Source organism: Oleiharenicola lentus (assembly GCF_051660365.1).
In the GTDB taxonomy this organism is placed as follows: domain Bacteria; phylum Verrucomicrobiota; class Verrucomicrobiia; order Opitutales; family Opitutaceae; genus Lacunisphaera; species Lacunisphaera lenta_A.
In genome coordinates this window covers 903,281-916,490 of sequence record NZ_JBOZXB010000002.1, presented here as the reverse complement: position 1 = coordinate 916,490, position 13,210 = coordinate 903,281, and the positions used below count along the sequence as shown (strand labels likewise).

Genomic DNA, 13,210 nt, shown 5'->3' with positions numbered 1-13,210 from the left:
AAATTTCACGAATCGCAGGAATTGGCCTCGGTCAGTGAGTTTTCGATAGGTTGAACGTAGGTTCGATTTCTCGAACGCGCCCAGGGTGGACAGATGATCGATGCGCAAGTCAGGTTCCTTGGTGAAATTTGTGGAATTCGTGTCTCTCGACGAGCACTGAATTTTGCTAGCGTTCGCTCCCCGCGAGGGTAAACAAGAAAACGCCCATGGAGTTAAATCTTCACGCAATTGCCACCAAATGCTTCGTCAGTGGACGCGAGTTCCAGGAGAACGATCGCGTCGTCAGTTATCTCGTGCGCGAGGCCAACGGCGAAGTCATCCGCCGTGACGTCGCTCTCGAAGAGGATGGTCGCTTCATGCCGCCCGCGTTCGTGTTTTGCCGCTGGACGGTCGGTTTCAAGCACCGCAAGGCCGAGGAAAACTCCGCCCAAACGCTCAAGCTCACCTCGGAAAATCTTTTCCTTTCCCTCGCGCCGCCGTCCGAAGGGTATCAAAACACCCTCGCCGAGGGTGAACTGCCGCCGATGGAGCGCGATCCCGAGGCCGACGCCACCAACACGCCGATGCTGCAATTCCTCGCGCTCATGCTGGAGCGCAAACGGGCGATCAAACCCATCGGCAAAAGCGCTGATGGCCTGCGCACCGTTTACGAACACCGTGGCACGCACAATCGCTACGAAGTTCCCATCGGTGATCTCAACGTCGAGTTCTTCCAGAAAATCCAAGAACACCTCGGCGTCCTCGTCGGCACCGGCAAGAAGAAGCCAGAGGCGACCGCGCCCGCTGCCGTTATCGCGGCAGCCGAGCCATCCGCAGTCAGCGATCAACCGTCAGCTTCGTAGGCGAGAGGCTTGCCTGATCGCCAACGGCTTGGCGACGGCGGAACGCTTCGATTAGGGATACACGAATCAGTAAAGTCAGCTGGGCGATCAGGCCCTACCACAAATTCGCGTTATGAGTGCAATGGGTGTGGCGGGCGTTCCTGCTTTCTTGATTTCCACGTCTATTGCTTCGCTGGCCCCAATCCAAGAATCCGTTTCCCACGCTTGAAGCGGAGCGCGTAGAGGTGCACAACAAGTTGTGATCACGACTACGCCTGCCCCTTTCGCGCACTTTGTTTTCGTGGATTTTGAGAATGTGTCGGACGTCGATCTCTCGCTCGTGGCCGGGAAGACGGTGCATGTGACGTTGTTGATTGGGAAGAACCAGAAAAAACTGGAGGTTAGCCTGGTGAAGCAGATTCACCAATTCGCGGCTCAAGTGGAGCTGGTTGAGCTCGCGGGATCGGGGCGCAATGCGCTGGATATGACGCTCGCGTATTATCTGGGCCGCGCTGCGCAGCGGACGCCGGACGCGCAGTTCTGCGTGGTGTCGAAAGACAAAGATTTCGAGCCGATGCTCGATCATGTAAAACTAAACGGCGTAAACGCGGGGCGCGTCGATGCGTTTGCGGAGGTGCCGTGTTTCGATCGTCCGAAGAAAGCGACCGTGGTGGCGACGCCGGCAAAAAAAGTGGCTAAGCCGGCGGCCAAGAAAGCGGCAGCGGCGACCACGGTGCCCGCGTTAGTTTCGCCCAAACGCAATGCGGGAGATCGGCCTGCGCAGATTTTGGCGCGATTGCGCAATCGCGAGAACCTCGCGCGCCCGGCGACACTGGGCAAGATGCTCGCGCACATCAAAAACGCGTTGGGGAAAACTTCGACGACCGCGGCGGTGGAAGCCGTGCTGGAAACGTTGAAGGTCGAAGGCACGCTGACCATCGATGCACAAGGGCGGATTGATTACGCGTGAGTGAGTCGAGAGGAGCGTAATCACGTTGAGCTAATCGTTGGATTGCTTCGTCGCGACTCTTCCTCGCAGTGACAAGCCCCGGGTGGAACGTGCGACTCTGGTCCTTGGGTCCTGATGAGCCCTCGTGGAATTCGTATCTCAAGAATTTCTTTCAAATGCTCCAGTGGCTCGTTCCTGTTTTCCTGATTTCCAATTAAAATTACCTGCGCGCGCGGTGAGCGCCTCCGAGATTGCTCACTTCACTTCGAAGTCGAGGCCGGTGAGTTCGTTTAAATGAAACGGGGCGCTGGCGATGACTTCCTGTAATTTTGCCAAAGCGTCGGGGAGAGTGGGCGTTTTGAATTCGCAGAAGGCATCGAGGCTGTCGTGGACTTGCACGATCCAAGAACCGGTGTCGGCGTCGGGGCCGAGGTGGAAAACGGAACCGTGCAGGTAGTTGCCGGGCAGGCCAGGATTCGGGCCGGCACCGGGAACCAGGAAGAGCGTGTGCATCGGATCGTGAATCGCGGCGACGCCGTGTTTCGCGCGGTGGTGGGCGGTCTTGCCGATGACGGCGAGGCGGTTGGCTTCGGCGCGGGTGCGTTGGTCGGTGGAGAGCGATTGCACGTAACGGTCGTAGATGCTCGCGCTGGATTCGAGAGCGTCGTCGGTGATCTCGCCGGCGATCAAGGCGTCGAGATTGTTGGCGTAGAAGGACGGCAAGCTCGTCAGCGAGCGGGCGGTGACGTGGCCACCCTTGTGATTGGCGCTGGCGTAAACTTGTCGGGCGGCGTAAAGGCGTTTCAACGCATCCTGGTAGGCAGGCGTCATGGGCAACGCGCCGATGGGGCTGAGTTCGATTTTATCGAGGATAGTGTGGTCGAATTCGGCGTTGGGATCTTGGGACATAAAAGAGGATGGGATGAGTGATCCGCACAGGCGCGACGATGGCGCGTTGTGATGCGGGTGGGGGACGTGGGGTTGCGTGAAGGGTGCAGAGGCACGCGGGGAACGCAAGGGAGGCGTGCGGTTCAATTCACGGCGGGCGAGGCCTTCCGTGCCTTATGCCGATCGTTCATGCGTTCCTGATTTCCAGATAAAATCAATGGCTTCGGCGGGTTGGGGGTGCCGCAAGCTTTGGCCAGCTAAAAAACGCCGGAATCGCGGCTTTTTTCAGAGGAGAAAACATGTTTTTTCCGTTGCACCGCGTAAATGCGAGCCGTCTAGTTTTCCCTTCCAAGTTTCATGCATCTCAAGGCCCTAAAGCTTCACGGCTTCAAAAGTTTCGCAGACAATACCACCCTCAGCTTCGAGCCCGGTGTGACGGCCATCGTCGGGCCCAACGGCTGCGGTAAGAGTAACATCGCCGACGCGATCCGCTGGGTGCTCGGTGAGCAAAGTGCCAAGGCCCTTCGCGGCGGTAAGATGCAGGACGTCATTTTCGAAGGTGCCGATACGCGCAAGGCTTCGCAGTTTTCCGAAGTGGCGCTGCTTTTGACCGATTGTGAAAAACAGCTCGGCAGCGAATTCCACGAGATCGAGATCATGCGTCGCGTGAATCGCGATGGCGGCGGCGAGTATTATTTCAACGGTCAGCCGTGTCGGTTGAAAGACATCCACAAGCTTTTCATGGATACCGGCGTGGGCCGGACGAGTTACTCGATCATGGCGCAGGGCCAGATCGACCAGATTCTTTCGTCGAAGCCTGAGGAACGCCGCGTGGTGTTCGAAGAAGCCGCCGGCATCACGAAATACAAGAGCCAGCGCCGCGAAGCCCTCAACAAACTCGCGCTCACCGATCAGAATCTCGCGCGCGTGTCCGACGTCATCAGTGAAGTCGCGCGCCAGATCGGTTCGTTGAAACGTCAGGCCGCGAAAGCGATGCGTTACAAACGCCTCAGCTTCCGCCTGCGCCACCTCGCGCTCGCGCACAGTAGTTTTCAACACAAGCAGCTCAGCACGATTCTCTCCGACCTCGAAGGCCGTGTGACTTCGCTTCGCAGCGAGTCCGAGACGCGCCGCACGTTGCTCGATGAACGCAGCACGAAACTCAATGAAGGTCGCGTGCTCCGTAATCACCTCACGCAACGCGTGCAGGACGCGCAGCAAGCGGTCTTCGATCTACGTTCGCAACGCGAGCAGGCGGAGAACTCCGCGAACATGGCGCAAGTCAAGCGCACCAATCTCACTGAGCGCCTCGAGACCGGTCGCAGCAATCTCACCGAACTTGAAATGCAGCTCCGCGAGCTCGCCTCGCAAGTCGACTCCGGCGCGCAGGACAAGCAGACACAACTTGGGTTGCTCGGCAGCTCCGACGCGGTGTTCCAGGATCGCAATCGCGAGCTTTCAGTGTTGGAAGGCGAGCTGTCGCGCGCCGAACAGCAGATCAGCCAGGACAAGTTTCACCTGTTGCAATTCGAGAGCGCCGTCGCGCGTCATCGCACCGAGAGCTCCAGCCTCGAAGTCGACGCCCGCACGAGTCAGAACCGTTACGACCAGCTCACGCAGGAGTTGAGCGAAGCCCGTCAGAACGTCGACGCGGCCATCGAAGCCATCGCGTCAATTCGCGCCCGCGCGGAAGAAGCGCGCATGAATCAAGGCCGCGCCAACAGCGAAGCGCAGACCGCGCAGGCCGACCTGCAGACTTACACCACGCAATTCCGCGAAGCGCAGCGCAAGCTGCAGGAAATCGATCGCGGCCTCGCGCAAAAGACCGCCCGCTTGAACCTGCTGCGTCAGTTGCAGGAAAAGTGGGAAGGTTTCGGCGAAGGTGCCAAGGCACTCTTGTCCGGCCGGATCGCCCCGGCGGAAGGCGAACAAAAATTTACGCCGATCACGCAGGGGCTCGAAGTCCGCGCGGAATACGCCAAGGCGCTTGAAGCGCTGCTCGGCTCGTCCGTCGAAGCGATCTCCGTGGCCGACGTCGCCACGGCACAACGGATTTTGGCGCAGTTGGAAAACGAGCAGATCGGCAGCGTGTGTCTGCAAGTGTCCGGAGTCAGCGGGCAGGGCACGCCGGCGAGCGAACTTCCCGCAGGCCTGAAGCCGGCCACTGACGCGGTCGCGAATCTCGAGCCATCGCATCCCGCCGCGAGCGTGCTGTCCGCATGCTATCTCGCGGATGACCTCGGCGCGTTCCTCGAATTCTGGAAGACGAATCCCACGTTCAGCTTCCTCATGGTCGCGACGCCGAAGGGCGATCTCGTCGACCGTCGCGGTTTGATTTACGGCGGCCATCACAAGAAGCCGGCCAACAGCATCGTGCAGCGCGAGGTTGATTTGCGCGAGACCGGCAAGGCCGTTGTCACCGAGCAAGCCGCGCACGACGAGCAACGCGCGTTGATCGACGACATCAACAACAAGCTCAATCACGCCGAGACGACGCTCGAAGAGAAGCGCAAGGAAGTGCTGCAAAATTCCCAACTCGTCGCCGCGATCAACGCCGAGGAAAAAGGCGCGCAGCGCAACGTGGAAGACGCGATGAGCAAGCTCACGCGCATGGAGCACGACCTCGGTGCGCTCCAACGCGAGCATGACGAAGCGCTCGCCCGCCTCTCGAAAGCACAGGGCCAACTCGCCATTGCCGAAACGAACGTCGATCAGCACAAAAAGAAAATTACCGAGCTCGAAACCACGATCGTCACGAAGCGCCAGGCGCGTGACGAACAGCGTGAATCGCTTTCGACTGCCCGCCTCGAACTCGCCGAGCGCCGCCAGAAAGTTGAAGTGCTTGATCGCGGCCTCACGGAAATGGAGCGCCGCCGCGCCCAACTCGAAGACTTGCTCACGCAGCGCCAGATCGAGATCGAAAGCTGGTCTGAACTCGTCGCGACGCTTGAACAGGAGTCCGACGGCCAGCGCGCCCGCGCGGAAGAAATTCAGACGACCCTCGGCATCGCTCAACAAAGTGTCGAACAAGTCCGCAACGAACTCTCCGAAGTGGAGCGCGAATTGAGCTCCGTTGAAAACGGTATGGTCGACATCCGCGTCGAAGCCGAAACTTCGCAGACCGAACTCGCCCGTCATGAAGTGCGTATGGCCGAGACCGGCGCCCGGGTGCAATTCCTCGTCGAGGAAGTTACTCGTGAGTTCCAAACCGATGTTTCCACGCAGGACTGGCGTCAGCTGATGTGGCGTTCCGACGACGAGCCGGAAGGCATGAAGGAGTTGGATTTGGACGAAGATGACGAGACCGGCGGTGCGCCCGTGGCCGCGGTGCCGGCGTTGCCGAGCAGCCAGCCGTCCGTAGTCAGTGCTCTGCCGGAAGGCGAAGTGGCGGTGGTCGATGGCGCGCAGCCGGAAACTGCGCCGGCTGAAGGTGAAGCTGCCGAGGCGGCCAAGCCGAAGCGCAAAAAGAAAAAGGAAAACAAGGGCGAGCCGACCGAAGCCGATCTGGCTGCACTTGATTCCACAAAGTGGGAAGACGTTAAGGCCGAGGTCGACGCGCTGCGCCAACGCATCGCGAACATGGGCGCGGTCAATCTCGTCGCCATCGAGGAATACGCCGAACTGCGCCAGCGCTTCGATTTCCTCAAGACCCAGAACGACGATCTCACGAACGCGAAGGCGGCGCTCTTGAAGGCGATCGACGACATCAACCAAACATCGCTCGAGCAGTTCAAAGTCACCTTCGAGCAAATTAAGAAAAACTTCGCCTACACTTTTAATATTCTCTTCGGCGGTGGCCGCGCGGAAATCGAACTCATTTCGGCGGACGATCCGCTTGAGAGTGGCATTGAAATCGTCGCGCAGCCTCCGGGCACGAAGTTGAAGGGCATTACGCTGCTCTCCGGCGGACAGAAGACGCTCACGGCAGTCGCGCTCTTGTTCGCGCTCTACATGGTGAAGCCGTCGCCATTCTGTTTGCTCGACGAGTTAGATGCGCCGCTCGACGAGTCGAACATTCACCGGTTCACGAATCTCTTGAAGCAGTTCGTCGGCGAGTCGCAGTTCATCATCATCACGCACAACAAGAGCACAGTGGCGGCCGCCGATGCGCTTTACGGTGTGACGATGCAGGAACGAGGCGTGTCGAAGACCGTGTCGATGAAGTTCAACAAGGACCGTGGCGAAGCCGAAGTCCTCCCGACGACCATCGCCGATTCCGTGCGCAACGCGAAGATGCAGACGACGGCCGAGTAATCGGCTGAGTCGTGCCTGCTGGTGGGCGTCGGTCTCCGCACCGACGCCTTAGCCCACGCGCAGCCAGTCGCCGGTGCGAAGCCGGCGCCCACCTGAAGAAGTGTGTGGATTCTGGCCCTTGCGGCTCCGTCGGTGATGACTACACGTTTCGTCATGGCCATTCACATCGGGTGCGGGAGTTGGACGGACAAGGAATACGTGGGCGTGCTTTATCCGAAAGGTGTGCCGCCGACGGAGCGCCTGGCCATTTACGCGCAGTGGTTTGATCGCGTAGAGGCGAACTCATTTTATCGCGCGATCCCGAAACGCGAATACGTCGAGCGTTGGGTGGCGCAGACGCCGGCGAAGTTCACCTTCGATGTAAAGCTCTCGAAAGAGTTTTCCGACGATCCTGACGCGGCAGCCCGCGGCGAAGTGATGAGCCGATTTCTTTACGCCGCCGAACCGATTCTCGCGGCGAAAAAACTCGGCGTGTTCCTGTTGCCGATGCCGCCGTCATTTGAGCCGAAGAAACATCGACTGCAGGAGTTGGACGCGTTAATTGAAAAACTAGCACCGCGTGCGCTGGCAGTTGAGTTGCGCAACCGCGAGTGGCTCGAAGGTGCGCAGCGCGCGGAGACGCTGGATTTTTTCAACGAAAAGAAACTCGTGTGGGTGTCCACCGACATGGCGCAAGCTGACGCCAAGCGCGTCATGCCGCTGCTGGACGTCGTGACGAATCCGCAGCGCGCCTATTTCCGACTGCACGGTCGTAATCCCGCTTACGCCACAGCGGGTAGCACTGACGAAGGTCATCATCACGATTACACCGACGTTGAACTGAAAGAAATCGCGGCGCGCATCAAAAGCGTCGCCTCGAAAGCGAAGGAAGTGCACGTCACGCTCAACAACCATGCGGAAGATTTTGCGCCGAAAGCGGCGATCGCGCTGAAGAGACTGCTCGGTCAGCCCACGTTAGAGCGGCCACCTGAAAAGCCGGGCCAGCAGGACGAGTTATTCTAAGTGGTATTTTCAGGCGTCCGAAAAGCCCCCATGGCCCTTTCGGAACTAAGCACGGTTGCACTCCAAGAGGGCGCACGCACGGTGCGAGTCATGCAGAATAATTGCCAAACGGGAACGTTACGCAGCGCGTGAGGCGGCCATGACTGAACTCGCAAAATTTAAAGAGGCGCAGGCGCGTGATTTCGACACCGCGCTCTCCGAGATCAATGCCGGGCGGAAGACCAGCCACTGGATCTGGTATGTGTTGCCGCAACTCAGCGGGTTGGGGCGCTCCGAGACGGCCCGGCATTACGGGCTGAAAAACTTAGCGGAGGCGTGCGACTACTTACGCGACTTTTTGCTCTGCGAACATTACGTGCGGATACTGCGCGCCGTTTCCGAACAGCTGAAAAAAGGCGCACAACTCACGAAGCTGATGGGCGGCTCGACGGACGCGTTGAAACTGATGTCCAGTGTGACGCTTTTTCAGGACGCGGCGCGCCGGTTGGGCGACGAAGAGCCGGACGAGATTTGGAGCCAGATCGCGCAGCTCACGGAGACTATTTTGATCCTCGCAGCTCCACAGGGATTCGAACGTTGCAGCTACACGTGGGCGGAAGTGACGAAGCGTTAACTGGAAACTCGCTCACTGCGGTTTGCCAAGGCCCTTTATGATTTCGTCGTTGAAGGCTTTACCGGCGAGCAGGAGGTTCGCTTTGAGCGCGGCTTCGTCGAGCTCCGCAATATAAAGGCCTTTAGAAGCATTGATGCTGCCGCCGGGCCCGAGGAAGCTGAGTGCCTCAGAAAGCGCGTTGGCGACTTTCGGGGAGACGTCGGCAGCTTTTTTGATTTCGCCGACGTCGCCGGCGACCGGGATCGGGCTTTTAATCTTCACCCAGCCGAACGCCGTCTTGTTCGTTACGAAGGTGGCTTGGGCGTGCGCGAGCGCGAGGTTGGCGGCGGCGCTCGTCGAGGCGGTGTTGCTGCCGATGCCATGGCGGCGTTCGCCTTGCATGGCGATGGGGTCAAAGCGGTAAGTGGTTTCGAGCGAGTGCGTGTCGCGGGCTTTTAGCAGCGAGCGCAGGCCGAACATCGGCATCGTCATGCCGGGATCCATCGCGGGCATGCCGGGTGGCGTAGCGATCGTGTAATTCATCTTTTGTTTGCCGAGATTCACTTTGCGCACCGGCGCGCCGAGTTTCGCGTCAGTTAGTTCCTGTTTGATGCCGGAGAGTATGGGATCCGATTTTGCTTCGTCGTAGGTGAGCACTTCCCAGCCGGCAGCACGCAGCTTCGTGGCGAGATCGTCGTAAAGCTCACTCGCGACGCCACGCAACATCGCGACATTAGAGGGCACGGCGACTTCCATCGTGGAGCGAGCGCTGCTGTTCTTGGCCCCGCCGAGTGATTGTAACGCCGAGGTCGAAACCACGCTCGTGATCTTGCCCCAATTCATCACCTCAACATTTACGCTCGGCAGAAGCATGCGCTTCGAGGACTTGAGGTATTTGGCACCAGTGATGTCGATTTCATCGGCGGGAATAGAGAATGTTTGGGCGGAAGCGAAAATGGCTACGCTGCCGAACACGGCAGAGGCGAGGGAACGAAGGGAGAGAGCACGCATGAGGACTGCACTCTAGCGATTCATGCGACGTGCAACCATACGCACATCTACGTAATTAAGTTCTGCGCAGCTGCGTGGGGCATTTTCCCACGGGGTTTGGGGCGAAGCCTTGCAGAAGACTTAAGAGAGTTATCGTGCAATGCAGCGGAACGGGCGACGCCACTTCCGTGACCAATGTGACATGAACTCCCAAAATAAAGTTTCGGACCAACAGGCTCAGGAGCACGACAAACTGGAGCAGCAAAAGAAAGCTGCGCGCGCCCCACAAATCCCAGCCAAGGAAGCGCCGAAGGATAAGCCGGCTCCTCCGAGTAAGCCGATCTGGGACAAACCCGATTCTTCCTGATTCACTCTCGTTCCTGAATTCATTACCAACCTACCCAAACTCATTCACCCATCATGAATGCATCCACCCACCATAGCTCATTCGGCGTTCAGTTTATCACGGCCATTGTCATCTCGGCGTTGCTCGGCGTTCTCGCGTTGAGCGGATGCCGCACCATGGAAGGCGCGGGCAAAGATATCGAGCGCGCCGGCGAAAAAATCCAAGAGAACGCGAAGAAGTAAGCTTAGCTTTCGCGCTCCGTCTTCTTTTTTCTCTCACGCGTTTCGACCTCCCTGGAGGCGAAACGCGTTTTTATTACCGCTGCTAAAGTAAAAGCTGCGAGCAGTCCCAGCATCACGAGCACAAAAGTTTTTGCATGGAGTTACTCATCGGCGGGCCAAGCCGTCCGACGATTAATTAGCGCCGGCTGGAACCGCGTTGAAGCCGATCTTCGCTTCGGCCTCTTCGTAAACTCCTTCGTTTTCCGCTTCGGCTTCTTCCATCGGGGCAAAACGCTCGGCTTTGAAGCCAAGTTCGGCGCCCGCGCAAAACGGATCGGGTGGATTGCGCAGTTCTTCGACCAGGAGATAAATTTCCGGGTGTTCATCGCTCGCGCCGTTTTTCACCGGTTTGCCGTCAACGATATGCAACGGCTTGCCACGTCCCGGTGACATCGAACGCACGGTGTAGGTCACGCCCTTGACCGGCAACGCGGTGTAAGCCTGCCGTGCCCACGCGGGAAAAATATCGTCGACGCACACCACTTTGGAACCGTTTTGCATACGAGGAAAAGAAAACACCCACAGGATTTATTCAAACGTGGTTTTTATGATTAACCGGGGAGGTGCGCGGCGATGCGATTATCGAGCTCGCTGATGCAGCCTTAGAAGCATTATTCGTAAGGCTCGACGGTCTTGCTTACATTTTGCGGGCTCGTTTCCGGAGTGAAAAGTCGGCCTCGCTATTTGGGCTCAGGTGAGGCTGTTTAAGGGATGGATTCGCCAGATACTCACGCTCACGACTCAGCTCATGCTCACAAGCACGAGGAATTTTCACTGCCGTTGTTTACGGTCACGGTTTTGCTGTCGCTTGCAGGGTTCACCGCTTTGCTTTGGCTGCTGGCACCGCAGGCGGTGTGGCATGCGCAAGTGGCCGCAGACTGGTGGAAATACCTCATCACCTTCCTTTCCATCCATCTGTTGCTGGCCTTCATTGAATATGGGTTTCACCGCTATGTGTTGCATCGCCCGGTGGTGCCGTTTTTGCGTCGTTTTTATCGCCAGCACACGTTGCACCACAGCTTGACGCGCATCGGCAGTCGGCGGACGCCGGGTGGCAAAGATTTGTTGTGCGTGGAAAATCTTTATCCGATGACCGAGCCGCATCAGGGCGAAGCGGCGTTCTTCCCGTGGTATACGTTTGCGGTGTTCACGGTGGTGCTGACGCCGTTGTTCGTGCTGTTGCAGTGGTTGATGCCGTCGTATCCGTGGTTTTTTGGCGGACTAGGCGCGATGACCTTTTCGCTGGTGCTGTATGAAGTGTTTCACGCGATCGAGCATTGGCCGTTCGAAGTGTGGGCGCCACTCGTCGAGAGCAAACATTTCGGATGGTTCTGGAAGCACATCTACAGTTTTCATCTGCGCCATCACGCGGCGATTCATAGCAACGAATCGATCTCCGGCTTCTTTACGCTTCCAGTGTCGGACTGGGTATTTGGCACGGCAGTGTTCCCGAAAAATCTCTACAAGACGGGTGACAAATGGGAGGCGGAGAACTTCACAAATCCGCGTCCGATCTTTTTGATTCGCTGGGCGGATCGTTTCGCTGATTGGGTCGTTTCACGTCGTCGCGAGAAAGCGCGGGCGTAATGCATCGCGCCGGGTTTCTCTGCTGAGAACCCGGTGTTATCCTCTGGTTTGGCGCGCAAAACTGAGGCAAAGTTTTGTGATGGTATGTGGCGCGGTTCCCGCTTGTGTGAGCACGCGGTCGGCGGCTAATCGTCCGGCTAAACCCTTAGAGTGCTTATGATTCCTGTTCCCTCACTCGCGACGCTCACCGTCGGGCCATTTCTCTTGTTAGGGTTGGCGATCCCGGTGTTGTTATTCGGCGAGTGGCTGACGCGGAAGGTGGGTTGGTTGCGTCACTCGAATATTCCCGCGCCGATTATTGGCGGGTTGCTGGTGGCAGTGGGAATTTTGATCTGCAACGAGGCCCGTCCGGGCTGGCTCTTATTAAACGGGAGCACATCGAGCGCAGGTTGGCTGTGGCCGGTGTTGCCTCAGTGGAATTTCACGGCGGTCAAACCTGCGGATGTCGAACGCCCGCTGCTCATTTTGTTTTTCACCTGCATCGGATTGAATGCGAGTTGGCGGGTCGCCAAGCAGGGCGGTTCGCAATTGGCGGTTTACCTGGCGCTGGCCGCCGGGTTGGCGGTGTTGCAGGCGGGCACCGGAATCGCGACAGCGCTGGCGTTGGGCGAAAGTGCATTGCTCGGCTTGATGACGAGCACCGTGGCGTTGATGGGTGGATTTGGCACGGCGGCGGGTTTCGCACCGGAATTCGAAAAGGCCGGACTCGTCGGGGCTCCGGCGATCGGCGTGGCGGCGGCGGCTTTCGGGGTGATTGCCGGTGGGCTATTGGCCGGCTGGGTTGGCGGTCGTTTGGTTAAGAAAAGCGGGTTGGGTCCGGCCAAAAAAGAATCCGGTTTGCCGGCGGGCACCGTGATCGGGGAAGCGGCGCGGGGATTTTTGGGGGAAGTTCGCGAGTTGTCGAAGAGCGCTGGCGCGACGTTAGCCCATCTCTTCGTGCTGCTGGCCTGCATGAAACTGGGCGCGTTTTTGAGCGTGATGATCCAGAATGCCGGCCTGACTTTTCCCGTTTACATGGGCTCGCTGGTCGTCGCAGGCGTGGTGCGTAATGTGCACGATTTGCTGGGTGGAAATTTTCTCAAAACGGAATGCGTGGACGGCATCGGATCAGTGGCGCTCTCGTGGTTGCTCGCAGTGGTGATGATCGACTTGCAACTGGCGCAACTCGCGCACGCGGCGGTGCCGATGCTCGTGATTCTCACCGTGCAAGTTATCCTGCTTGGTGCGGTGACCTATTGGATCGTGTTCCGCGCGATGGGGCGCGATTACGAAGCGGCGGTGATGAGTTCGGGCATGATCGGGTTCGGTCTCGGGGCGACGTCCAACGCGCTCGCGACGATGCGGGTGCTGGTGCAACGCTTCGGGCCGGCGCCGCGCGCGTTTTTAATCGTGCCGGTGGTCGGCGCGTTTCTGATCGATTTCGTGAATGCGTTGCTGACGACGGTGGCGTTGAATTTTTTGAAGTGAGGTGGTCACCGGTCTCCGCACCGGTGATTTGCC

12 protein-coding genes are annotated in these 13,210 nt (G+C 58.6%); 9 read left to right on the top strand and 3 right to left on the bottom strand.

Features of this window, described 5'->3' with window-relative positions:
- Positions 1-206: 206 nt before the first annotated feature.
- The gene (locus tag ACRRQW_RS18755; protein ID WP_438483154.1) at positions 207-842 is read left to right on the top strand and encodes a hypothetical protein; all 636 of its coding nucleotides are present in this window, start codon (positions 207-209) and stop codon (positions 840-842) included.
- Positions 843-1,122: 280 nt separating this feature from the next.
- Positions 1,123-1,791 (top strand): PIN domain-containing protein, encoded by a 669-nt coding sequence (locus tag ACRRQW_RS18750; protein ID WP_438483153.1) that lies wholly within the window; start codon positions 1,123-1,125, stop codon positions 1,789-1,791.
- 234 nt (positions 1,792-2,025) lie between these two features.
- Here ACRRQW_RS18750 and ACRRQW_RS18745 read toward each other — a convergent pair whose 3' ends face one another.
- On the bottom strand, positions 2,026-2,679 hold the full coding sequence (locus ACRRQW_RS18745; RefSeq protein WP_438483152.1) for a hypothetical protein: 654 nt from the start codon (positions 2,677-2,679) through the stop codon (positions 2,026-2,028).
- A 336-nt stretch (positions 2,680-3,015) separates the two neighbouring features.
- Here ACRRQW_RS18745 and smc point away from each other — a divergent pair, with 336 nt between their 5' ends.
- The 3 genes from smc (at position 3,016) to ACRRQW_RS18730 (ending at position 8,527) form a co-directional block, all read left to right on the top strand.
- Positions 3,016-6,912: a chromosome segregation protein SMC gene (smc, locus tag ACRRQW_RS18740; protein ID WP_438483151.1), complete on the top strand. Its 3,897-nt coding sequence runs from the start codon at positions 3,016-3,018 to the stop codon at positions 6,910-6,912.
- 135 nt (positions 6,913-7,047) lie between these two features.
- Positions 7,048-7,914: a DUF72 domain-containing protein gene (locus ACRRQW_RS18735; protein ID WP_438483150.1), complete on the top strand. Its 867-nt coding sequence runs from the start codon at positions 7,048-7,050 to the stop codon at positions 7,912-7,914.
- Positions 7,915-8,053: 139 nt separating this feature from the next.
- Positions 8,054-8,527 carry a DUF1810 family protein gene (locus tag ACRRQW_RS18730; protein ID WP_438483149.1) on the top strand — a complete coding sequence of 158 codons (474 nt, stop codon included), beginning with the start codon at positions 8,054-8,056 and terminating at the stop codon, positions 8,525-8,527.
- Between the two features lie 12 nt (positions 8,528-8,539).
- On the opposite strand, the gene ACRRQW_RS18725 is transcribed toward ACRRQW_RS18730, so the two are convergent.
- Positions 8,540-9,517, bottom strand: a complete 978-nt coding sequence (locus tag ACRRQW_RS18725) for a hypothetical protein (protein ID WP_438483148.1) — start codon at positions 9,515-9,517, stop codon at positions 8,540-8,542.
- Between the two features lie 181 nt (positions 9,518-9,698).
- On the opposite strand from ACRRQW_RS18725, the gene ACRRQW_RS18720 reads away from it, so the two are divergent.
- Together ACRRQW_RS18720 and ACRRQW_RS18715 are read left to right on the top strand one after the other, a co-directional pair.
- Positions 9,699-9,863 (top strand): hypothetical protein, encoded by a 165-nt coding sequence (locus tag ACRRQW_RS18720; protein ID WP_438483147.1) that lies wholly within the window; start codon positions 9,699-9,701, stop codon positions 9,861-9,863.
- A gap of 53 nt (positions 9,864-9,916) precedes the next feature.
- Complete coding sequence (locus ACRRQW_RS18715) at positions 9,917-10,084, top strand: entericidin A/B family lipoprotein (protein ID WP_438483146.1); 168 nt, start codon at positions 9,917-9,919, stop codon at positions 10,082-10,084.
- A gap of 171 nt (positions 10,085-10,255) precedes the next feature.
- Here ACRRQW_RS18715 and ACRRQW_RS18710 read toward each other — a convergent pair whose 3' ends face one another.
- A complete protein-coding gene (locus tag ACRRQW_RS18710) occupies positions 10,256-10,624 on the bottom strand; it encodes a hypothetical protein (RefSeq protein ID WP_438483145.1) in 369 nt (122 codons plus the stop codon).
- A gap of 210 nt (positions 10,625-10,834) precedes the next feature.
- Between ACRRQW_RS18710 and ACRRQW_RS18705 the strand changes: the two genes are divergently transcribed.
- Both ACRRQW_RS18705 and ACRRQW_RS18700 read left to right on the top strand, forming a co-directional pair.
- Entirely contained in the window at positions 10,835-11,710 is an 876-nt protein-coding gene (locus tag ACRRQW_RS18705; RefSeq protein ID WP_438483144.1) for a TrhA extension/companion domain-containing protein, read from the top strand.
- A gap of 156 nt (positions 11,711-11,866) precedes the next feature.
- Positions 11,867-13,177: a sodium/glutamate symporter gene (locus ACRRQW_RS18700; RefSeq protein ID WP_438483143.1), complete on the top strand. Its 1,311-nt coding sequence runs from the start codon at positions 11,867-11,869 to the stop codon at positions 13,175-13,177.
- Positions 13,178-13,210: the final 33 nt, after the last annotated feature.

What these genes read in the sequence shown, in the direction of transcription:
- ACRRQW_RS18755 (WP_438483154.1), top strand. Translation starts at nt 207, where the DNA reads ATGGAGTTAAATCTTCACGCAATTGCCACCAAATGCTTCGTCAGTGGA.
- ACRRQW_RS18745 (WP_438483152.1), bottom strand. Translation starts at nt 2,679, where the DNA reads ATGTCCCAAGATCCCAACGCCGAATTCGACCACACTATCCTCGATAAA.
- smc (WP_438483151.1), top strand. Translation starts at nt 3,016, where the DNA reads ATGCATCTCAAGGCCCTAAAGCTTCACGGCTTCAAAAGTTTCGCAGAC.
- ACRRQW_RS18735 (WP_438483150.1), top strand. Translation starts at nt 7,048, where the DNA reads ATGACTACACGTTTCGTCATGGCCATTCACATCGGGTGCGGGAGTTGG.
- ACRRQW_RS18730 (WP_438483149.1), top strand. Translation starts at nt 8,054, where the DNA reads ATGACTGAACTCGCAAAATTTAAAGAGGCGCAGGCGCGTGATTTCGAC.
- ACRRQW_RS18725 (WP_438483148.1), bottom strand. Translation starts at nt 9,517, where the DNA reads ATGCGTGCTCTCTCCCTTCGTTCCCTCGCCTCTGCCGTGTTCGGCAGC.
- ACRRQW_RS18720 (WP_438483147.1), top strand. Translation starts at nt 9,699, where the DNA reads ATGAACTCCCAAAATAAAGTTTCGGACCAACAGGCTCAGGAGCACGAC.
- ACRRQW_RS18715 (WP_438483146.1), top strand. Translation starts at nt 9,917, where the DNA reads ATGAATGCATCCACCCACCATAGCTCATTCGGCGTTCAGTTTATCACG.
- ACRRQW_RS18710 (WP_438483145.1), bottom strand. Translation starts at nt 10,624, where the DNA reads ATGCAAAACGGTTCCAAAGTGGTGTGCGTCGACGATATTTTTCCCGCG.
- ACRRQW_RS18705 (WP_438483144.1), top strand. Translation starts at nt 10,835, where the DNA reads ATGGATTCGCCAGATACTCACGCTCACGACTCAGCTCATGCTCACAAG.
- ACRRQW_RS18700 (WP_438483143.1), top strand. Translation starts at nt 11,867, where the DNA reads ATGATTCCTGTTCCCTCACTCGCGACGCTCACCGTCGGGCCATTTCTC.